This window comes from Marinobacterium marisflavi, assembly GCF_982447095.1.
In genome coordinates, this window is the sequence record NZ_OZ457898.1 from 2,339,288 (window position 1) to 2,359,657 (window position 20,370).

Sequence of the window (20,370 nt, forward strand, 5' to 3'; positions counted from 1 at the left end):
CGATGCTGACAGTCTTTCTAAATACGCTGCCATTTTTTGGTCTGATCGCGCTCGGGTTCTTTGCCGCATTTAGTGGCAATTTCTCTCGTGAAGCGACGGCCTATCTAACCAAATTCGTCTTCTACTTCCCGCTCTCTGCGATGATCTTTAACTTCGCATCCGAGCTAAGTCTGGGCGAAATCTTTGAGTTTAGATTTACCGCTGCCTACCTAATCGGCTCTTTCGTCGTCTATCTAGGCACACTCTGGCTGCGTCGCCTTCGCGGCGACAGTTTTGAGATGGCACTGGTAAGCGGGCACTGCTCTGTCATCGGCAATATGGGCTGGATGGGGCTCGCCATGCTCCCTATTCTGCTGGGTGAAGAGTCCATCCCCTATGTAATCATGGTGCTGATTTGTGACTTGGTTGTCTTCTACCCACTGATCGTTAGCCTGATTGTTGCCCACCGCAAGGGTAAGTTCGATATCAAACTGGTTTTCAGTGTGCTCGCAGGTCTGCTGAAAAACCCCATGGTGTTGTCGATTCTAACCGGTCTGATCTGGTCCACCTTCAGCTTTAACACTCCTGATGTAGTTCATCAGTTCCTGGTAATTCTCGCCGGAGCCTCTACACCGGGTGCGCTGTTCGCGATCGGTGCATCGATGATGTATGCCCAACGCGGTGAATATGGCGGCACCGCACTGATATCGGTAAATAAGCTGCTAATACATCCGCTAGCCGTCGCTTTAGTAGCACTCTACCTGTTTGACCTCCGACCCTTTGAAGCAGCAGTGCTAGCAGCCTGCGCGGCGATGCCTGTGGCCGGGAATATCTACATGCTGGTGAGCCACTACAACATCCCATCGGATAGGGTATCCTTCTCTATATTGGTCTCAACAGTCGTAAGCATACTGACGATTCCGTTGATTATTGGACTATCCTTCGGCTAAATTTCGAGGCGTTTCATGAGCAAAATAGTAAGAGTTGTTAACCAGGTCTTCGACATTCCCCTCGCTGAGATTTTGGTGGATGCCAAGCACGGTGATCACACTCACTTCGAACTGGTTACGAGTACCCTCTATCTCCAGGATGGCAGCGAAGGCACCGGCTATACCTATACTGGCGGCAAAGGCGGCCGCTCAATTCTTGCGATGCTCGAGCATGACCTCACACCCTTTCTACTCGGTAAAGAAGCGACCGATGTAGAGGCGCTCTATGAAGCCATGCAGTGGCACGTTCACTATGTCGCACGCGGCGGTATCGCCTCCTTTGCCATCTCGGCTGTTGATATCGCACTCTGGGATCTGCGCTGCAAGGCCGCCAACAAGCCACTCTGGCAGATGGCCGGTGGACACTCAGATCGCTGCAAAGCTTATGGCGGGGGTATCGACCTAGGTTTTGACCTGGATAAACTCCTGCGCAACATGCAGGGCTATCTCGATCAAGGCCTAAACGGCGTGAAACTAAAAGTAGGACGACCGACCATCGCCGAAGATATCGAGCGTGTTGCTGCGATTCGTGAACTTATTGGACCGGATCGAGCACTCGCTGCAGATGCCAACTACTCCATGAGTGTCGAACAGGCGATTGAGGCTGCTCGCGGGTTTGCCGAGCATAACATTCTCTGGTTTGAAGAACCGACCATCCCTGATGACTATCTCGGATTCGCCAAAATTGCCGACGCCACCGGCGTACCCTTAGCCATGGGGGAGAACCTGCACACAATTCATGAGTTTGAGTACGCCTTCGAACAGGCGAAACTGAGTTTTATCCAACCCGATGCATCCAACTGCGGTGGGGTCACTGGCTGGCTACAAGTGGCCGAAATGAGTCGCAAATATGGCATCCCGGTGTGTAGTCATGGCATGCAAGAGCTACACGTCAGTCTGCTATCGGCGCAGCCCAACGCGGGCTGGTTAGAGGTTCACTCATTCCCAATCGACCAATACACCGACCGGCCGCTGGTAATCGAGAACCATATGGCAGTGGCTCCAAACGAAGCGGGAACCGGCGTACGCTTTGACTGGGAGAAATTGCGCGAAGCAGACAAATGCATGAATCAGGCTAGCGCAACTCGTTAAATACCCGTTAGAGCGCTATTAGCTTACCACTGGCAATAGAGCGCTCTATCGCATCCACCACACGCAGATTCTGCATACCGTCAAAGGCACTGACCCTGGGCTCGGCCAAACCTAGCGCTAGGTCACAGAAGTGGTCTAACTGAAGAATCAACGGGTCTTCACGCTGAAGTTGATGTACCGAGCACTCCAACTCTTTCCACCAGGAGCGCTCTACCCCATCAGCAAAGCGTTTAATCCGCATGGTGGGCACAGACAAGGTCCCTTGAGTTCCTGAGATCACGTAGCAATCCTCATCCTCGTAGGTTGAGTAGGAGGGGTTCTCCTGCGCGGTCTGCTCCCAAGAGCGAGCTGCAGCCGTCGCATCGGACACTAGGAAAGTTGCTAGTGCTCCACTGGTGAAACGCAACAAGATCGCGGCAGTATCCTCTACCTCAAACTGCCGGGTGGCGTTCGAGCTGATAGCCTCCACCGCCTCGATCTCACCGGCAATTTGACGCAGATTGCCGATTTCGTGGATCAGGTTAATCAAGATCGGACCACCACCTTTGCGGGTACGCCAAGGCGCAGCTTCGAAGTAGTGCTCGGGTTTGTAGAAGGTCGCGCTGCCTTGGATACCCACCAAGCGCCCAAGAGTCCCCTGTTCAACGATCCGCTGAGCCTCACGCATAATCGGACTGTGCGCACGGTGGTGACCCACAAGGACTCGCCCCTGCCTTGCTGCAACTAGATCAACAAGTGCTCGAGCAGTCTCAAGACTGTGTGTAATCGGTTTTTCAACCAGAACAGTGAGGCCTGCTTCAACCAACTGAGTCGCTTGCGGCGCATGCAGGTGGTTGGGTGTAGCAAGAATAACTGCATCGGCTAAACCAGCGTCGAGCAGCGCGTCAAGGTCGGTAAAGTGCGGACAACTTAGCTCATTGGCGTACTTAGCAGCCTCAGGTGTCGGATCAACTGTAGCCGTCAACTGTGCCCGTTCAGAGGCGATAATTCGAGCGATATGCTCCCGACCGATAAGGCCACAACCTGCTACCGCTATTCGCACCTGATTCATGCTAATCTCCAACGCTATTATAAGACCAACTCTATCGTTAAGTTTCCGGCTGGGTTTCCGGCGTCGGCGGCAGCGGCTGCTTGCGCTTGCGTCGCTCGCGATGCCAGATGTAGATCCCGGAGCAAATAATCACCATACCACCTGAGAGCGTCCAGACAGTTGGCCAGGTATCGAAAATCAGCACACCGACCACCGCGGCCCAGAACACCTGGGTGTAGAACATCGGCGCCAAAATAGATGCATCCGCCAACCGATGCGCTTTGGTAGAGGCCATATGTCCAAAGGCACCGAAGCAACCGATAGCCAATACGATAATCCACTGATGTAGGTTCTCAGGCCAAACCCAGACATAGAGCGCAAAGGGTGCCAGGGCAATACTGGCGACACCGCTGCCCCAGATCTGCTGCGTAGCGTTACTCTCGATACCGGCGATCATCCGCGTCATGATGAAGTAACCCGAAACAATGATGAGGTTACCCAGACTTAACATCATCGCTGGATGGAAGGTAGCGCTCCAAGGCTGAATCACCAGCACGACCCCGAAGAAGCCCACGCAAACCGCGATAATACGGTGAATTCCCACCTTTTCGCCAAGAATTGGAATCGCCAAGAGGGTTGTAACTATGGGCCCGGCAAACGCGATGGTGGTGGTGACCGTGATCGGTAGGTACTTCAACGCCCAGAAGTTAAAAACCGTGCTCAGAAACAGGAAGATCGAGCGCAGAAACTGCTTTTTCGGAGCGTTTGAACGAAATATCGACAGTCCATCCTGTGGAATGTAGATCAGCATCGCCAACAGAAAATGCACAAAGTAGCGTAGAAAAACGATCTCCAACACAGGTAGACCCGCAATGGAGAGCCATTTTGCTGAGGTATCGATGCCAGTGAAGAGGATGACAGCAAGCACCATCATCATTACACCCACCCCAGCACGATCCTCGAGAGGTTTTACCGCCAAATTTAGGCTCCTGAAAACAGGTTGTTAAAGCGTCATGCCGCCATCTATCGCAACACACTGGCCGGTCATGTAGCGGCTCTCATCAGACGCCAGATAGACAACGAGGTCAGCGATCTCCTGCGCTTCACCAATACGGCCCATAGGCTGACGGGCAATAAACTGCTTCATAGCCTCAGCGTAATCACCAGTAGCCCGCAATCGATCATGCAGCGACGGACTGTCCACGGTGCCCGGTGCGATACAGTTACAACGCACGCCCTGCGCAATATAGTCAGCAGCAACCTGCTTTGTAAGGCCAATCGTTGCAGCCTTAGAGGTACCGTAAATAAAACGATTAGGAAGCCCCCGCAGGTGTGAGCAGACCGACGCGATATTAACGATTGAGCCGTTACCCTTTTCTAGCATTCCCGGCAGCGCCGCTTTGATTGAGTGCATATGCGCGCGAACATTAAGGTTCATCGCAAAATCGAACTCTTCGTCCTTTGCATCCATGATCGTACCCGCATGAACCACACCGGTACAGTTGACCAGAATATCCACATCCGCCGCCGCAACAGCCCTCTCCAGCGCTGCACTATCCAGTGCATCCAGCGCGAAAGTTTCAGCCACATCCAGCCCCTCTAGTAACTCAGCTTTCAGGTCCGTCGCGATAACATGCGCACCCTCTTTCGCCATCGCCTCCGCAGCTGCGCGGCCAATACCCTGACCGGCTGCTGTAATGAATGCGCGTTTACCCGCTAATCTCATTGAAATAACTCCCGTACCCTATTTTTGTGGCTCGCTATCCAGATGATCGCTGAACCAGTCAACAATCGCAGGTACCATCATATTGCCATCTCCGCTCTCGCATACTTCAGACAGAAGCGCGTAGGTCGATGCTGACATGCGGCTATGTTTACCAAGGTCATCCGCCATTTGGCGGTAGTAACCGATATCTTTGCGCGCATTGGCTGCTGAAAATGCCAGATCAATCTTGCCCTCAACGGCGTAATTGCGAATGAACTCCATCATACCCGAACGGTTCGGTCCGGCCGCGAGCACATTGAACAGCGCATCGCGCTCGATACCGGCAGCATCAGCCATAGCAAAGGCCTCAGCCATCGCGTTTGCGCTGGTCATGGCGTAGTAGTTGTTAAGCAGCTTAATCGTGTGACCATTACCGAGTTTACCAAGGTGAAATGCGTTTTCACCCAACACGTCCAAGACCGGTTTAACCTTGGCGTAAGCCGCCTCATCACCGGCACACATGATATTCAGCAGACCCTCTTTTGCGTGCGCGGGTGTGCGCCCTAGAGGTGCATCCAGATAGGTAGCACCCTTCTCAGCCAGATCCGCGCCGATCTTTAGAGTCGAAGCCGGGAGCGAGGTACCAAAATCGATTACAATCTGCCCCGCCTTGGCTCCTGCCAAGACCCCTTCGTCACCATAGATGCGCTGCTCAACCTGATCTGAGGTGCCGACACAGATCATCACAATATCGCTCGACTCAGCCAGGGCTTTGGCCGATGCGGCCTCAATGCCGCCGCGGCTGATAGCCTCCTCTACGCCCGTACGATCGCGATTACCAAGCACCGTTAGCTCAAAACCTGCCTTCTGTAGACACTCAACCATCGCCCGGCCCATTAGACCAAGGCCGATAAATCCTATCTTCATCACATCACCGCTCCTACCTGCCAAGGGACAAATTCATAATCTCCCAATCCCTGAGCCTCAGATTTGGTCGCCTCACCTGAAGCGACCTTAAGCCATAAAGCGTAGATCTCGCGACCCACATCCTCCACCGAAGCTCCTTCAGTTAATACACGACCGGCATTTACATCCATGTCTTCAATCATGTGCTCGTACATGGGTGTGTTGGTGGCAACTTTTACCGTTGGTGAGGGCTTAGAACCAAAGGCCGATCCACGCCCGGTAGTGAAGGTCACCAGATTACAGCCCGAAGCGATCTGACCGGTCACACTGGCCGGGTCATACCCTGGGCTATCCATAAAGTTGAAGCCCGGAGTGCGAACGGGTTCGCCGTATTTATACACGCCATTGAGTGGCGTAGTGCCGCCCTTCGCTACCGCGCCTAGCGACTTCTCTAAAATGGTAGTGAGCCCCCCCTTCTTATTACCCGGCGAGGGATTGTTATCCATCGATCCGTGATTGCGGGCGGTGTAGTCCTCCCACCAGCGAATCAGACCCACCAGTTTGCCGCCAATCTCTGTGTTTCGCGCCCTCGCTGTTAGCAGATGCTCAGCGCCATAAACCTCAGGCGTTTCGGCCAGCACCACAGCGCCACCCTGAGCAACTAGCAGGTCACTAGCGTAGCCCAAAGCTGGGTTTGCGGTGATGCCGGACAACGCATCCGAGCCACCACACTGCAGTGCAACCATGAGCTCAGAGGCAGGACACTCTTCACGCTGAGCCTGATTAACCAGCGGCAGCATCTCCTCGATCTGCGCGATACCGCGCTCAACGGTTTTACGCAGGCCACCTACATCCTGAATATTCATTGTCTGGAACAGTGGGTTGTGGGAGAGGCCATAGAACTCCAGCAGTTTATCCAACTGCATCGTTTCACAGCCCAAACCCGCTATCAGAGCTGCGCCAACATTGGGATTATGCACATAACCCCAGAGCACGCGTTGCAGGATGCCAAAGCCCGTGCCGTCACCACCCATTGCACAACCTGTACCGTGAACAAACGCCACTACGCCATCAACGTTGGGGTATGCCGCCAACTTATCATCAGTAAAGTGTTGCGCGATCATGCGCGCAGCGGTAGCGGAACAGTTCACACTGGTCAGCACTGCGATGTAATTACGAGTACCGACCTTACCCGTAGGACGGCGATAACCCATAAAGGTGTCAGGCGTCTCGACTGGAGTGACCTCTCGCAAGTTCGTCGAGAAGTCATAGACTGCAGAGACATTTCGAAACTCAAGGTTGTGGGTATGAACATGAGCGCCCGCAGGAATGTCCACGGCCGCATAGCCGATCACCTGCGCGTACTTGTGTACCGGCTCGCCTTGCTTAATTTCACGCAGCGAAACCTTGTGACCTTGCGGAATAGCCTCAATCGCACCTGATTCACCCGGCTCAATCGCTTTAACAGCTACCGCAACGTTGTCCTGCTCTGATAGACGAACTGTACTCATACTTAACCCAATCGAAATAAAACTCTATGCCTAAACGAAAAGTGACGCTTCACAGAAGCGCCACTTTGAACTGCATGCTCGAATTAATCGAGCATCAGGGTAACGATCTCTGGCCAAACAACCAGCAAGGTTAGCGCTGTCAGCTGCAGACCTATGAATGGCAGGAAGCCACGGAAAATCTGCGTCAGCGTGATATGCGCTGGTGCTACAGACTTCAAATAGAAGGCTGCAGGACCGAATGGCGGTGACAGGAAGCTCACCTGCATGTTCATACAGAAGACCACACCAAACCAGATAGCCACCTGACGTGGATCTAGCGCCTCACCAAAGTAGCCAAGCTCTTCAACGGGCAGTTTCAGTACGATGGGCAGGAATACCGGCATGATCAGCAGTACGATACCAACCCAGTCCATGAACATACCCATGATCAGGAAGATCACCATCATCGTGAAGATGATGCCCATAGTTGGCAGATCAGCCGCCACTATCATGTTGGCTACATAAGTAGGACCGCCCGCCAGCGTATATGCCGCTGCCAGTGCTGCCGCACCAATGGTTACCCAGATGATGGTACCGGTTGATTTGAGTGTACGAACGAGCGCATCCCACACCACCTCAAAGGTCATCTCGCGGCGAATCACACCGAGTACGAATACAGCTATTACACCCATACCCGCAGCTTCAGTGATGCCGGTGATACCCATGTAGATTGAACCCAGAACCACGCCGATAACGATAATAGGCGCGACTAGACCGCGACCCATCTCCCAACCCTCAGCCGTACGCTGCGGGCCAACGAGGAAGCGGGTAATCACCAACATACCGACAATGAAACCGATCTGGAACGGCAGGTCAGAGACCATACCCCAACGCATCGGCTCATCAAGAATCGCAGGATCGTTCTGCCCGGTCAGCGTCAAGAAAACAGTACGTAGCAGCACTACGCTCATCACGTACATCGCAAATTTGGCTACAAAACCAATAAAGCGCAGACCTTTCTCCAGACCCTCAGGGTCATCAGGTTCAGCCTCCGGCAGTGGTGCCAAAGATGGATTGATACGTGTGCGGATAAAGATGTACGCCATGATCAAACCAGCCAAAATAAAGCCTGGCAGGAACGAAGCAGTGAACAGCGCTTTAATCGAAGTCTCAGTTACCAGACCGTAGAAGATCAGAACGATAGACGGTGGGATCATGGTGCCCAGCGAGCCCGACGCACAAATAGTACCGATTGCCAGGTTCTGGTTATAACCCAGACGCAACATCTGCGGCAGAGCGATAAGACCGAGCAGTACAACCTCGCCGCCGATGATCCCTGACATCGCTGCCATGATTACCGCCATCAACGAAGTGACAATTGCGATACCACCACGGGTACGGCTGAGCCACATGTTGAGCGAGTTGTACATGTCGCGTGCGATACCCGAACGCTCCAATAGCGCCGCCATAAATATGAACAAGGGTATGGATATGAGCACATAGTTGGTCATTTGCCGGTATACAGCCTGAGCGAGTACCGATAGAGGACCCTGACCGAAACTTCTGAACGAAATTTCCGGACCAAACTTCATAACAATAACCGCAACCGCGAGGAATGCCGAGGCAAAGCCCAGCGGCATACCGATCGCGAGCAGGATGAACATCCCGATCAGCAGCACAATGGAGAGGGTGGCAACGTCGCCCACCTTCATCCAGGAGAATAGTTCTAAGAATTCCATAACGTCTTACTTCTCCAGTGTCCGTCGGATGTTATCGATCTCACTCTGGTCGATATCATCGAGCGGAGAGTGTGATTCGGGCGCCTTATTCCAGTCTGCAATCAAATTTGAGATCGCCTGTACAGCCACCAGCACAATAATGATCAGGATGGCTGGCTTAACGATACCCGGAATCGGTGGATCCCAAGCCGTACCAAAGGTCTCCATACGCAGGAAGCGACGCATCGCATCAGCGTAGTTACCCCACACCAGCGCAAACGCGAAGAAGACAATTAGGAAACAGGAGATTACGTCTGCAGTTTTCTGCATCCAGCGTGGCATCAGATCGTAGATAACATAGATGCGGATGTGGCTGCGCTGCTGCATGGCGTACTGGCCAGCAAACAGGAAGATGAATGACGCCATCCACAAAGAGAGTTCATTTGCCCAAAGCGTCGGTGCTGAGAAGAGGTAACGCAGTATTACCTCATAGAACATCACCAGTACGGTCAGCGCTGTCAGCACCATAGCAGTGCGCGAAACTACCAATGACAGAATATCGAAGAAGCCCTGCGGGTGTCCTTCAATGCTCTCGACTGTGTCAGAGAGATAGAGTGAAGAGGTCAGCATAGTGCCGGCCAACAAGAAGAGCATAATGCCAACCATGGGACGTCCCTCAGGACGAATCATCTCATGGACGCCAAGAAACTCCTCAGAAAACAGGTTAGAGACAAGAATGACGCCAAACATCACCACCGTCAGGGAGATGAAAGCGATCATCAACTTGCGCATGGGTTGTCGGAGGGAACCAAGCCAAAGGCTTTCAGTATTCATACCGAAGATCCTACTCAGGATTGTTCTTATAGTGCAGAGCCAGTGCAGCTCTGTAGTGTAGCGTGAGAGGCGGGCTCAGGAAGAACCCACCCCTCTACAGAGTTACTTCAGATGAAGTGCTCTATTACTTGATCAGACCAAGCTCTTTCAGGTAGGCCTTGTGGCTTGCAACCAGTGCGCCTGCTTCCGGTGAACGAGTCGCCCAGTCATCCCATGCAGCCTGTGCAGCTTTACGGAATTCAGCGCGATCTTCTTCAGACCAAGCGTGCAGAGTAACGCCCTGCTCTTTCAGCATTGCAGCAGCTTCGGCGTTCTTCTTACCGTTAGACAGTGCTACCTGGAATGACAGTTTCTGCCATGCAGTGTCGATGATGCGACGCTGCTGGTCAGTCATGCCGTTCCATACGTCCAGGTTACATGCCAGGTGGTCAGAAGGCATAGAGTGGAAGCCTGGGTAAGTCGCGTGCTTAACGATGTCGTACAGACCCAGACCTACGTTGTTGTACAGGCCTGATGCGTCAGCACCGTCGATGATACCAGTCTCAAGCGCGGTAAAGATCTCGGTGAAGTCCATTACGATTGGAGATGCACCCAGTTTTTCGAAGATCTCAGTTTCCATACCTGGTGGTGAACGGAACTTCCAGCCTTTCAGGTCTTCAAAGCCACGGATTGGCTTAGATGAAGACATAGATTCCTGGCCGTAGATAGACCAACCGATCAGCTGCATGTTCTGTGCGTTGTATAGTTCCTGTGCAGCGGCGTAGCCGTCACCGTAGTACAGCCAAGAGTACTGCTGCCATGGAGTGTCGTAGCCACCCATGATGTCACCAACGAACTGGAACGCTGGGTTTTTACCAGTCTGGTAAGCACCGCCAGTCGCGTCACAGTCGAGGATGCCGTTGATTGCAGCATCGAAAGTTTCGGTAGTCGCTACAACTGAAGATGAGTAGAACATCTCAACAGTGATTTCGCCGCCAGACATAGTCTGAACGTCGTCAGCCCAAGTAGCCAGCATCTGACCAGTTGGGTGTTCGGTAGCGTAGTGAGTCTGTACACGCAGAGTCATTGGATCTGCGATTGCAGCGGTAGAGACTGCTGCAGCAACAGCAGTAACGAGCATGGATTTCTTCAGGTTCATACCTTCATTCTCCGTTGTCTCGGCACATCAAAAATTAGCGCCGATTATTATTTTTGTTCTACCCCAACAGGTGAGGTTCTTCCGATGCTATACAATTCCGAAAGCAATTGGTATACCATTCAACAACCAAGACTAACCAAACAGAATCTCAGTTACAACACTTTGGTTTAGTAAAAAATACAATTTTTTTAACGTTACAAATGTGTTTCAGTAATAAAACTCTTATAACAAGAAAGATATTTAGAGACCTTCCGATATGCCGAAAAACACCCTTGCTGAGCGTATAGCGGCCACCTTGAGGCGCGACATTCTGCGCGGGAAACTCAAGCCCGGCGCACCAATCAAAGAGCGCGACAACGCCGCTGAACTCGGTGTAAGCCGCACCCCGATGCGCGAAGCGATTCGCATCTTGGCCAAAGAGGGACTTATCGAACTTCGCCCTGCTCGCAGCCCGATAGTTGCTCAACCCGGCTTCAAAGAGGTTGAGGATCAGGCCGCAGTCTTGATTGCGCTGGAAAAACTTTCAGTCGAACTGGCCTGTTCGCACGCCACAGCAGCAGACCTCGAACTGATCGAAGCTTTAGTGCAGCAGATGTCAGATACCTTTGATGAGACGGATCCGCTAGACATGTTCGAACTGGATATGCAGTTCCATTCAGCGATTGCCAAGGCTTCACACAACCAGCCGCTGATCAACACCCACACTCAATATCTACAGAAACTCTGGCGCGCTCGATATATCGCCGCCAGCCAGCGCCGCAACCGCGAGCGCGTGGTTTGTCAGCACACAGACATCGTTGACGCACTGCGAGCCAAAGACTCAAAGGCGGCACTCGCCGCTATCGAAACTCACCTTGATCATCTGGCGGAAGATGTCCGCGAGGTGATTGAACTTGAATCAAATAACAGTGCGCTCTCTGCCTAAAAACAGTTCAGCCCAAACGAGACAAATAGGAAAAGAACAACATGAAACTACTGCGATTTGGCCCTAAGGGTCAGGAAAAACCTGGTGTGATCGATCAGGAAGGCAACATCCGCGATCTCTCTTCAGCGGTTGCTGACTACCAGGGCGCGAACATCTCGCTGGACGCTATCGCGAAAATCAAAGCACTCGACCTGACACAGTTTCCTGTTGTGGAGAATCCAGAGCGTCTGGGCTCTTGCGTGGGCACACCACCAAACTTCTACTGCGTTGGCCTTAACTACGCTAAGCACGCAGCAGAGTCTGGTCTCAACCCGCCTGCTGAGCCTGTACTGTTCAACAAAGCAACCTCCTGTCTCTCAGGCCCGAATGACGATGTAGTCATTCCGCGCAAATCATCGAAGGCGGACTGGGAGGTTGAACTGGGTGTGGTTATAGGTAAAGAGGCGCTCTATGTCAGCGAAGAGGACGCGTTGGACTACGTTGCCGGCTACTGCATCATCAACGATATGTCAGAACGCGAGTTCCAGATTGAGCGCAGCGGTCAGTGGGTGAAAGGCAAGTCAGCGCCAACCTTCGGTCCAACAGGCCCTTACCTGGTAACGACCGATGAGATCCCTGATCCTCAAGTACTCAACCTGAAACTGAGCCTCAATGGTGAAGTGCTGCAGAACTCGAACACCAGCGACATGATCTTCACAGTACGTCAGATTGTTTCGCATATGAGCCAGTTCATGCAGCTGATGCCGGGTGACATTATCTGTACCGGCACACCAGAGGGCGTTGGCCTAGGTATGAACCCACCGCGCTATCTTAAAGCGGGCGAGGTGATGGAGCTTGAGATTGATGGTCTTGGCTCACAGCGTCAAACCACAGTAGACGCACAGTAAACTCTTAAAACGCCGGCTCACTCAGCCGGCGTTTTCAATTCAGTCGCAGAGAAAACAACAATGAATCTCCACGCAAAACTGGCCGAGCGCAACGCGCAAGGCAAGCCTGTTCGCATCGGCCTAGTCGGCGCAGGCAAGTTCGGTTCAATGATTCTGGCTCAGGCTAAACACATAGAGGGTTACCACATCGTTGGCATCGCCGACCTGGATGTAGCGAAAGCGCGGCAATCACTCGAGCGCGTGCACTGGGATGCGGAACAGTACAACGCAACCTCGATCGCAGAGGCTTACGCCAGCGGCAAGACCTGCGTGCTTGACGACGCCAACAAACTCTTTGAGGCGGGCGAAATCGAGGTAATCATCGAAGCGACTGGCCACCCAACTGCGGGCACCCGCCATGCGATTAAAGCGATTGAGAACGGCAAGCATGTGGTGATGGTGAATGTTGAGGCAGATGTGATGTGTGGCTCCTACATCGCGGAACTCGCCCGCCAGAATGGCGTCGTCTACTCAATGGCTTACGGTGACCAGCCAGCGGCTATCTGCGAACTGGTCGATTGGGTGCACGCCTCAGGGTTTGAGCTCATATCTGCCGGCAAGGGCATGAACTTCGCTCCACACTACCGCTACTCCACCCCTGACACCGTCTGGGGTTTCTTCGGCTGGACCGATGAGGAGGTGGCAGCCGGCGACTTCAATCCGAAAATGTATAACTCGTTTACCGATGGCACCAAAGCCGCCATTGAGATGGCTGCAGTGGCCAACGCAACCGGCTTAGACTGCCCCGATGATGGCTTGGACTTTCCGCCTGCCGGCCTGCACGACCTAACTCGCGTATTTAAACCAACCTCAGAAGGTGGGCGCCTGCCGAAGAAAGGACTGGTCGACATCGCTGCCAGCCGTGAACCCGATGGCCGAGTGGTGGTGAACAACATTCAATACGGCATGTTTGTCACCTTCAAAGCGCCCGACGAGTACACTCGCGCCTGTTTCAAGCAGTACGGTATGCTCACCGACGAGTCCGGCTGGTACGGCTCTATGTGGCGTCCATTCCACCTAATCGGCCTGGAGACAAGCATTTCAGTGCTGTCAGCGGTACTTCGCAATGAACCGACTGGCTGCTCACATGAGTTCCGCGGCGATGCCGTGGCAACCTCAAAAGGGGACTTTGCAGCCGGTGAGTTTCTGGATGGTGAGGGTGGCTTTAAGGTTTGGGCGAATGCGATACCGGCAACCAAGTCAGTTGCGCACAAAGCCTTGCCAATCGGTTTGGCACACAACGTGAAGCTCAAGCGCCCAATTAAGAAAGATCAGATAGTGACGCTGGATGACGTAGAGATCGTCGATGATCTAGATATCCACGCGATTCGAGAGAAGCAGAACAAGCTGCTGGCGGGGTAAAACTAAAACGGTCGCGTGCTGCGCTGGTAGCACGCGACCTCTTCACCTATTACAGGGAAGCTTACATTACATCCCGAATACGATTTATCGCAGTCTGAATATTCTCCAGCGAGTTAGCGTAGGAGAAGCGCACGTAACCTTCACCCCAAGCACCAAAGGCTGTACCACTCACGGTAGCCACACCCGCCTTCTCTAGGAACAGGTTCTGAATCTCAGTCGACGACTTACCCGTACCGGAAATATTCGGGAAGGCATAGAAAGCACCCGCCGCATCGGTACAGGTAACACCCGGCAGGGTATTCAACTCAGAGACAATCAACTGCCGACGCTTATCGAACTCTGCGAGCATGCTGTGTACTGCATCCTGAGGTCCATTCAGAGCGGCAATCCCGGCATATTGAGTGGCTGCATTCACACAAGAGTGATCATTGATACATAGGCGTGTCACATGCTCCACACAAGAGTCTGGCCAAACGGCATAGCCAAGACGCCAGCCGGTCATGGCGTAGGTCTTAGACCAGCCATCTAGCATAATCAGTCGATCGCGGATCTCTGGATACTGCAGTAGGCTGACGTGCTCCCGACCGCCGTAGAGCATGTTGGAGTAGATCTCGTCTGACATCAGACAGACGTGAGGATGATCAAGCAGTCCGGCTACAAGCTTGTCGATCTCTTCACGCGGCGTCACACCACCCGTTGGGTTTGCTGGCGAGTTAATGATAATCAGACGCGTCTTATCGGTGATCTGCGACAACACTTCTTCCGCCGAGAAGGCAAAACCGTTCTCCTCTTTCAGCGCGATAGGCACTGGCGTCGCACCGGTGTACTTAATGACAGACTCATAGATTGGGAAGCCCGGATTCGGATACATGATCTCGGCCCCTGGCTGACCAAACAACATCACCGCAAAGAACATGGTTGGCTTACCGCCCGGCACAACGACAACATTATCAGGGTTCACCTCAACGTTATGACGACGGTGCAAATCCGCAGCAACAGCCTCACGTAGCGCAGGAATACCATTGGCCGGTGTGTAGCCATGATGGCCATCTTTCAGCGCTTTGATACCCGCTTCAACAATGTGTTCAGGGGTTTGAAAGTCCGGCTGACCGATCCCTAGGTTAATGATGTCCTGGCCTTGGGCCGCAAGCTTGTTAGCCCGAGCAAGGATTTCAAAAGCGGACTCTGTACCCAGACGAGACAGACTATCGGCAAATATTGGTTGGAACACGAGACAATCCTCTTCTTGTTTTGAAGACCTAATTTGGTATACCATTTCGTAAAATAATGGTATACCATTTGAACCATACTACTAAACGCGCTCGAGCATACGCTCGCGTGCAGGCGAAAGAAAGGTACTTTTATGAGCTGTGTCGACGACCGTTTTGAAGCGGATTACATGATCGAAACACCCGTTAACCCCGAGCAAGCTGCCGCAGCCATGGCGGGTGAGCAAAGCTCGGGAACCTTTGTTACCGTCCCCGGTGACACGCCTGAGTTGCAAGAGCGCTCAGCCGCACGCGTTGAATACCTAGAGGTGGTCGGTACAACACTCACCCCTTCACTACCCGGTCGCCACAACGGCGATACCTACTATCGCGCTAAAGTAACGCTATCCTGGCCAATGGCAAATATTGGACCAGACCTACTAAATCTGATGGCGACAGTTGCCGGCAACCTGTTTGAACTGTCACAGTTTTCCGGGCTTAGAATTCTCGATATACGCGTGCCAGAGGATTTTGCGGCAGCCTATCCGGGGCCAAAGTTTGGCATCGAAGGGACCCGGAGGCTGAGTGGCGTTGAAACAGGGCCATTAATCGGCACTATCGTTAAGCCTTCAGTTGGATTTGACGCACAACAGACGGCCGACCTAGTAAAGACATTGGCTGATGCTGGCATCGATTTTATCAAGGACGACGAGCTGCAGGCTAACGGCCCGAACTGCCCATTCGACGAGCGCGCATACAAGGTGATGCGCGCTATAAATGAGGCCGCCGATCGTACCGGCAAGAAAGTGATGTACGCTTTCAACCTCACAGGCGAGATTGATGAGATGCGCCGTCGCCACGATCTGATACAAGAGCTGGGCGGCACCTGTGTGATGGCAAGTCTCAACTCGGTCGGCCTAGCCGGCATTATTGCTCTGGCTCGCCATACGCAGCTACCGCTGCACGCCCACCGTAACGGTTGGGGATATTTGTCCCGCGATCCAATGCTTGGTTGGGAGTACACGGCCTGGTCTAAATTCTGGCGTATCGCCGGCGTAGACCACATGCATGTAAATGGTCTGCGCAATAAATTCAGTGAGTCGGACGAGAGCGTCATCCGCTCGGCCAAATCTGTGACTGAACCTCTATTCAAATCCAAGAGCTGTGCGATTATGCCGGTATTCTCGTCGGGGCAGTCGGCCGTACAAGCGAGTGAAACCTATGCTCAGCTCGGTCATGCAGACTGTATCTATGCAGCGGGGGGCGGAATTATGGCGCACCCTGACGGCCCAGCAGCCGGTGTACTCGGTTTGCGTGAAGCTTGGGATGCGGCAATCCAAGGTTACACTGCCGATGAGTACGCTAAGACTCACCCAGCTCTCGCTGCAGCCCTAGGAAAGTTTAAATAATGTTGGCGCTACCCGAAGGGCTACTGGTTAGCTGGTACGGTGATGACTTTACCGGCTCCGCCGCGACCATGGAGGTGCTGGAGTTTGCCGGGCTCCCATCGGTGCTGTTTCTAAAACAGCCGACCGATGAGCAGCTCGCCCGTTTTCCGGCCGTGCGCGGTTTGGGAGTCGCCTCAACCGCACGAGCGCACTCGCCCGAGTGGATGGATAAGCACTTGCCAGCTGAATTTGAATTTATTAAATCGACTGGCGCGCCAATCTGTCACTACAAGATCTGCTCCACCCTGGATAGCTCACCCTCTTCAGGGTCGGTCGGACGAGCGATTGATATCGCCAAGCCCATCATGCAAAGCCCTTGGATCCCGTGCCAGGTAGCAGCACCGGTTATGCGTCGTTATCAGGCGTTCGGAAATCTGTTTGCAGCAGCGGGGAGTGATGTTTACCGGCTCGATCGTCATCCAGTTATGGCGCGTCATCCAGTCACACCCATGGCCGAGGCCGATGTTGCCAGACACCTAGCTGAGCAGACCCGTGCACAATTTGGCCTGATGGACGTTGAGAACCTTCAACAGCGTGCAGAAGAGCATCTGCAGCAGCTTATTGACGAAGGTGCCGAGGTTATAAGCTGTGATGCTATGTCACAGCAGGATATCGAGACACTTGGTCGCCTCTACTGGGATAGCGCGCCACTCTTTGCAGTGGGATCTCAGGGCATCGAGTACTCACTGGTCGCCTACTGGCGCAAGCAGGGCTGGATACCGGCAACCGATCGCAACCACTCAGCAGGACCGGTTGAGCAGATGCTGGCCGTCTCTGGTTCCGTCTCACCCGTTACAGCGCTACAGATCGATTGGGCCGCAGAGAATGGTTTTGAGCTGATCGAGCTCGATGCCTCGCGCGCTGCACTGGACGACCGCCATTTAGAGGCTGAGGTTAAACAAGCAGCGCTGGATGCTTTGGCACGGGGTCTGGACCCTCTGATATACAGCGCAAAAGGTCCTGATGATCCGGCCGTAACACGCATGCGCGAAACACTTGAGCGCCAGCAGATATCTATGGATCTGGCCAACAGCCGTATTGGTGCTGCGCTGGGACGCGTGCTGGCGGACCTTATTCACACCACAGGGATTCGTCGAGCCGTGATATCAGGGGGTGACACCTCGGGCTACGTCTCTCGAGAGCTAGACCTTTACGCTTTCACGGCACTTGCACCGACCATACCGGGGGCGTCTCTACTAGAAGCACACTCCGACAACCCAAAACTGGCAGGGTTACAGCTTGCACTTAAGGGCGGTCAGATGGGCAGTGCTGATTACTTTGGATGGATTAAACGCGGCGCTGGCGCCGTAAACTGTTAAAACAAGAGGATAAAAAGATGACAAAAGTAGCACTTTTAGGCGCGGGCGGAAAAATGGGCGTCCGTTTGGCGCAAAACCTAGCCAACTCACGCTTTGAACTGGATCCAGTCGAGGTTTCTGAGTTTGGCCGAGAGCGCCTCAAAGAGGCCACTGGCCTCGAGGTTGTAGAACAGGATGTGGCTCTAGCTGGAGCCGACGTTGTCCTGATGGCGGTACCCGACAAACTGATCGGTAAGATCTGCCACACCTTCATAGATAAACTGAAGCCTGGTACTGCGGTTATCGTATTAGATGCGGCAGCGCCTTACGCTGGCGAGATGCCAGTTCGTGATGATGTCACCTACTTCTGTGCTCACCCGTGTCATCCACATATTCTTGAGGCACACGACTCAATCGAAGCGCAAAAAGATTACTTCGGTGGTATCGCCGCTCCTCAGGGCATCGTCTGTGCGCTGATTCAGGGTCCTGAAGAGCATTATGCGCTCTGTGAAGAGGTTGCTAAGGTGATCTACCAGCCTGTATCACGCGCGCACCGCTGTACATTGGAGAACATTGCTGTACTTGAACCGGCTTTGTCGGAAACAGTGGGCGCAACCTTCGCCATGGCGATGCGCGAAGCAACAGACCGCGCTGTAGCGATGGGCGTGCCAAAAGAAGCAGCACACGACTTCCTGCTAGGTCACTTGAAGATCGAACTGGCAATCGCCTTCGGCATCTTTGAAGGTCGTTTCTCCGATGGGGCACTGCTAGCAATCGACCAAGCTAAGTCAGTCGTATTCAAAGAGACTTGGCTCGATGACGTGTTTAATCTGGACGCGATCAAAAAGTCAGTTCAAGATATATGTGCCGATTGATCGGCACTTTTTCTTAATTCAGGTAAAACCGCCACAGTAGGAGCAACATCCAATGTCAGATGTACTGGTAATCGGTAGCTACGCCCAGAACGACGTCGACGCATTCAACAGCACCTTCAATCCAACTTGGTGCGCCGCTCCCGCTGATGTGGCCTCGCTTGATGAACTTGCCCGCGCTGCGATAAAGGTGGTTGGTTTTAAAGGCCATATCGCCTTTGGTGCTGCAGAGATGGATCTACTGCCGAATTTGCAGCTGGTTGCCAACTTTGGTGTGGGCTACGACGCGATCGATACCACAGCGGCTTCTGCTCGCGGTATCAAAGTAACTAACACGCCCGATGTACTTAATGATGATGTAGCTGATCTCGCGGTGCTGCTGCTGTTGGCACACGGCCGCAAGTTTGAACAGGCGAGCCAGTGGGCGCGCGACGGTAGCTGGGCAGCCAAGGGCGAATACCCGCTAGCGCGTAAGATATCGGGCGGTAAAGTGGGCATCCTAGGACTCGGTCGTATCGGCCGAGAGATTGCTAATCGCATGGCGGCGTTCAAGATGGACGTACACTACTTCGCTCGCTCGGAGAAAGAGACGCCTAACTGGACCTATCACAGCGATCCAGTCGCCCTGGCTGCAGCTGTCGACTACCTTGTGGTCGCACTTGTAGGTGGCGAAGAGACCAAAGGGTTTGTCTCCAAAGAGGTGCTCGAGGCTCTGGGGCCACGTGGCATCATCGTTAATATCTCTCGCGGCACGACGATTGATGAAGAGGCGATGATTCAGGCGCTAACAAACGGCGCGCTTGGCGGCGCAGCACTGGACGTGTTCCTGAATGAACCGAAGATCGATGAGCGTTTCTACGCACTCGACAACGTTACCATTCAACCGCACCAAGGTTCTGGTACCGTTGAGACCCGCGCAGATATGGGTCAGCTGCAGCGTGACAACATCAGCGCTCAGCTCGCGGGCACAGCACTGCTGACACCGGTGAACTAACCCCCCCGACGGGTCCATAAGAAAGGGAGCACTAGGCTCCCTTTTTTTGTGACTCAGGCTCATTACTTCAGATTGGTAAACCCAAGACCGGATCATAGCTGCGCGCGCGCATATCAAACTCTTTGGCGGCTCGCTCCAGAAAGTTGTCGGTCTCTTCATCCGTCTTTGGAAAGACCAACATTTTGTCGCGTTCTGCACAGATCAACTTACCGGAAGCGGTAACAATCACTTTAATATCGTTCATAGTTCTACCCTCACTTCTCTACGCTATCGGCCAAGGGCGCTATATATGAAGCGCGCTCTCTGGCGAGTTACTCTTTACTCTCAGTCGTTAGCAAAGTGCGGGCCAACTTTCGTACATCGATAGTTTAAAGCGTAAAAAAGCCCTCATAGCTTACGCCATAAGGGCTCTCGTTTCTCAATGTGCTGCGCGCCTATCGATTCAATGATGCGCTA

Annotated in this window: 19 protein-coding genes; 9 read left to right on the forward strand and 10 right to left on the reverse strand. The window is 53.3% G+C overall.

Annotated features, from left to right (window positions below; translation table 11 throughout):
* The first annotated feature begins 2 nt into the window (after positions 1-2).
* The gene (locus AC1WNR_RS11490) at positions 3-929 is read left to right on the forward strand and encodes an AEC family transporter (RefSeq protein WP_481644629.1); all 927 of its coding nucleotides are present in this window, start codon (positions 3-5) and stop codon (positions 927-929) included.
* 15 nt (positions 930-944) lie between these two features.
* A complete protein-coding gene (locus tag AC1WNR_RS11495) occupies positions 945-2,060 on the forward strand; it encodes a mandelate racemase/muconate lactonizing enzyme family protein (RefSeq protein ID WP_481644630.1) in 1,116 nt (371 codons plus the stop codon).
* A gap of 7 nt (positions 2,061-2,067) precedes the next feature.
* Here AC1WNR_RS11495 and AC1WNR_RS11500 read toward each other — a convergent pair whose 3' ends face one another.
* The 8 genes from AC1WNR_RS11500 to AC1WNR_RS11535 form a co-directional block, all read right to left on the reverse strand.
* Positions 2,068-3,111, reverse strand: coding sequence for a Gfo/Idh/MocA family protein (locus tag AC1WNR_RS11500; protein WP_481644631.1), 1,044 nt, complete (start codon positions 3,109-3,111; stop codon positions 2,068-2,070).
* Between the two features lie 37 nt (positions 3,112-3,148).
* A complete protein-coding gene (locus AC1WNR_RS11505; RefSeq protein WP_481644632.1) occupies positions 3,149-4,069 on the reverse strand; it encodes a DMT family transporter in 921 nt (306 codons plus the stop codon).
* A 24-nt stretch (positions 4,070-4,093) separates the two neighbouring features.
* Positions 4,094-4,816 carry an SDR family oxidoreductase gene (locus AC1WNR_RS11510; protein WP_481644633.1) on the reverse strand — a complete coding sequence of 241 codons (723 nt, stop codon included), beginning with the start codon at positions 4,814-4,816 and terminating at the stop codon, positions 4,094-4,096.
* An 18-nt stretch (positions 4,817-4,834) separates the two neighbouring features.
* A complete protein-coding gene (locus AC1WNR_RS11515) occupies positions 4,835-5,722 on the reverse strand; it encodes an NAD(P)-dependent oxidoreductase (protein ID WP_481644634.1) in 888 nt (295 codons plus the stop codon).
* Positions 5,722-7,212 carry a UxaA family hydrolase gene (locus AC1WNR_RS11520; protein ID WP_481644635.1) on the reverse strand — a complete coding sequence of 497 codons (1,491 nt, stop codon included), beginning with the start codon at positions 7,210-7,212 and terminating at the stop codon, positions 5,722-5,724. Before AC1WNR_RS11520 ends, AC1WNR_RS11515 begins: the two co-directional genes overlap by 1 nt.
* 83 nt (positions 7,213-7,295) lie before the next feature.
* Positions 7,296-8,930, reverse strand: coding sequence for a TRAP transporter large permease (locus AC1WNR_RS11525; RefSeq protein WP_481644636.1), 1,635 nt, complete (start codon positions 8,928-8,930; stop codon positions 7,296-7,298).
* Between the two features lie 6 nt (positions 8,931-8,936).
* Positions 8,937-9,743 (reverse strand): TRAP transporter small permease subunit, encoded by an 807-nt coding sequence (locus tag AC1WNR_RS11530; RefSeq protein WP_481644637.1) that lies wholly within the window; start codon positions 9,741-9,743, stop codon positions 8,937-8,939.
* 124 nt (positions 9,744-9,867) lie between these two features.
* Positions 9,868-10,881: a TRAP transporter substrate-binding protein gene (locus tag AC1WNR_RS11535; protein ID WP_481644638.1), complete on the reverse strand. Its 1,014-nt coding sequence runs from the start codon at positions 10,879-10,881 to the stop codon at positions 9,868-9,870.
* Between the two features lie 256 nt (positions 10,882-11,137).
* Here AC1WNR_RS11535 and AC1WNR_RS11540 point away from each other — a divergent pair, with 256 nt between their 5' ends.
* Genes AC1WNR_RS11540 through AC1WNR_RS11550 form a run of 3 tightly spaced genes read left to right on the forward strand, consistent with a single transcriptional unit; the run spans position 11,138 to position 14,094 of the window.
* Entirely contained in the window at positions 11,138-11,806 is a 669-nt protein-coding gene (locus AC1WNR_RS11540) for a GntR family transcriptional regulator (RefSeq protein WP_481644639.1), read from the forward strand.
* 41 nt (positions 11,807-11,847) lie between these two features.
* Entirely contained in the window at positions 11,848-12,693 is an 846-nt protein-coding gene (locus tag AC1WNR_RS11545) for a fumarylacetoacetate hydrolase family protein (protein ID WP_481644640.1), read from the forward strand.
* A gap of 60 nt (positions 12,694-12,753) precedes the next feature.
* Positions 12,754-14,094 (forward strand): NAD(P)H-dependent oxidoreductase, encoded by a 1,341-nt coding sequence (locus AC1WNR_RS11550; RefSeq protein WP_481644641.1) that lies wholly within the window; start codon positions 12,754-12,756, stop codon positions 14,092-14,094.
* A 61-nt stretch (positions 14,095-14,155) separates the two neighbouring features.
* Here the strand turns inward: AC1WNR_RS11550 and AC1WNR_RS11555 are convergent, their stop codons facing one another.
* Complete coding sequence (locus AC1WNR_RS11555) at positions 14,156-15,325, reverse strand: pyridoxal phosphate-dependent aminotransferase (RefSeq protein ID WP_481644642.1); 1,170 nt, start codon at positions 15,323-15,325, stop codon at positions 14,156-14,158.
* 132 nt (positions 15,326-15,457) lie between these two features.
* Here AC1WNR_RS11555 and AC1WNR_RS11560 point away from each other — a divergent pair, with 132 nt between their 5' ends.
* From AC1WNR_RS11560 to AC1WNR_RS11575, 4 genes are read left to right on the forward strand one after another with little or no spacing between them, the layout of a single operon-like run.
* Positions 15,458-16,711, forward strand: a complete 1,254-nt coding sequence (locus AC1WNR_RS11560; RefSeq protein WP_481644643.1) for a ribulose-bisphosphate carboxylase large subunit family protein — start codon at positions 15,458-15,460, stop codon at positions 16,709-16,711.
* On the forward strand, positions 16,711-18,069 hold the full coding sequence (locus AC1WNR_RS11565; protein WP_481644644.1) for a four-carbon acid sugar kinase family protein: 1,359 nt from the start codon (positions 16,711-16,713) through the stop codon (positions 18,067-18,069). The genes AC1WNR_RS11560 and AC1WNR_RS11565 overlap by 1 nt, the downstream gene beginning before the upstream one ends.
* Positions 18,070-18,086: 17 nt before the next feature.
* The gene (locus AC1WNR_RS11570; RefSeq protein ID WP_481644645.1) at positions 18,087-18,923 is read left to right on the forward strand and encodes a phosphogluconate dehydrogenase C-terminal domain-containing protein; all 837 of its coding nucleotides are present in this window, start codon (positions 18,087-18,089) and stop codon (positions 18,921-18,923) included.
* Between the two features lie 52 nt (positions 18,924-18,975).
* Positions 18,976-19,914 carry a 2-hydroxyacid dehydrogenase gene (locus tag AC1WNR_RS11575; protein ID WP_481644646.1) on the forward strand — a complete coding sequence of 313 codons (939 nt, stop codon included), beginning with the start codon at positions 18,976-18,978 and terminating at the stop codon, positions 19,912-19,914.
* A 67-nt stretch (positions 19,915-19,981) separates the two neighbouring features.
* Here AC1WNR_RS11575 and AC1WNR_RS11580 read toward each other — a convergent pair whose 3' ends face one another.
* Positions 19,982-20,158 carry a hypothetical protein gene (locus AC1WNR_RS11580; protein WP_481644647.1) on the reverse strand — a complete coding sequence of 59 codons (177 nt, stop codon included), beginning with the start codon at positions 20,156-20,158 and terminating at the stop codon, positions 19,982-19,984.
* Positions 20,159-20,370: the final 212 nt, after the last annotated feature.

What these genes read in the sequence shown, in the direction of transcription:
- AC1WNR_RS11550 (WP_481644641.1), top strand. Translation starts at nt 12,754, where the DNA reads ATGAATCTCCACGCAAAACTGGCCGAGCGCAACGCGCAAGGCAAGCCT.
- AC1WNR_RS11565 (WP_481644644.1), top strand. Translation starts at nt 16,711, where the DNA reads ATGTTGGCGCTACCCGAAGGGCTACTGGTTAGCTGGTACGGTGATGAC.
- AC1WNR_RS11495 (WP_481644630.1), top strand. Translation starts at nt 945, where the DNA reads ATGAGCAAAATAGTAAGAGTTGTTAACCAGGTCTTCGACATTCCCCTC.
- AC1WNR_RS11575 (WP_481644646.1), top strand. Translation starts at nt 18,976, where the DNA reads ATGTCAGATGTACTGGTAATCGGTAGCTACGCCCAGAACGACGTCGAC.
- AC1WNR_RS11540 (WP_481644639.1), top strand. Translation starts at nt 11,138, where the DNA reads ATGCCGAAAAACACCCTTGCTGAGCGTATAGCGGCCACCTTGAGGCGC.
- AC1WNR_RS11570 (WP_481644645.1), top strand. Translation starts at nt 18,087, where the DNA reads ATGACAAAAGTAGCACTTTTAGGCGCGGGCGGAAAAATGGGCGTCCGT.
- AC1WNR_RS11580 (WP_481644647.1), bottom strand. Translation starts at nt 20,158, where the DNA reads ATGAACGATATTAAAGTGATTGTTACCGCTTCCGGTAAGTTGATCTGT.
- AC1WNR_RS11500 (WP_481644631.1), bottom strand. Translation starts at nt 3,111, where the DNA reads ATGAATCAGGTGCGAATAGCGGTAGCAGGTTGTGGCCTTATCGGTCGG.
- AC1WNR_RS11520 (WP_481644635.1), bottom strand. Translation starts at nt 7,212, where the DNA reads ATGAGTACAGTTCGTCTATCAGAGCAGGACAACGTTGCGGTAGCTGTT.
- AC1WNR_RS11530 (WP_481644637.1), bottom strand. Translation starts at nt 9,743, where the DNA reads ATGAATACTGAAAGCCTTTGGCTTGGTTCCCTCCGACAACCCATGCGC.
- AC1WNR_RS11515 (WP_481644634.1), bottom strand. Translation starts at nt 5,722, where the DNA reads ATGAAGATAGGATTTATCGGCCTTGGTCTAATGGGCCGGGCGATGGTT.
- AC1WNR_RS11560 (WP_481644643.1), top strand. Translation starts at nt 15,458, where the DNA reads ATGAGCTGTGTCGACGACCGTTTTGAAGCGGATTACATGATCGAAACA.
- AC1WNR_RS11510 (WP_481644633.1), bottom strand. Translation starts at nt 4,816, where the DNA reads ATGAGATTAGCGGGTAAACGCGCATTCATTACAGCAGCCGGTCAGGGT.
- AC1WNR_RS11545 (WP_481644640.1), top strand. Translation starts at nt 11,848, where the DNA reads ATGAAACTACTGCGATTTGGCCCTAAGGGTCAGGAAAAACCTGGTGTG.
- AC1WNR_RS11525 (WP_481644636.1), bottom strand. Translation starts at nt 8,930, where the DNA reads ATGGAATTCTTAGAACTATTCTCCTGGATGAAGGTGGGCGACGTTGCC.
- AC1WNR_RS11490 (WP_481644629.1), top strand. Translation starts at nt 3, where the DNA reads ATGCTGACAGTCTTTCTAAATACGCTGCCATTTTTTGGTCTGATCGCG.
- AC1WNR_RS11535 (WP_481644638.1), bottom strand. Translation starts at nt 10,881, where the DNA reads ATGAACCTGAAGAAATCCATGCTCGTTACTGCTGTTGCTGCAGCAGTC.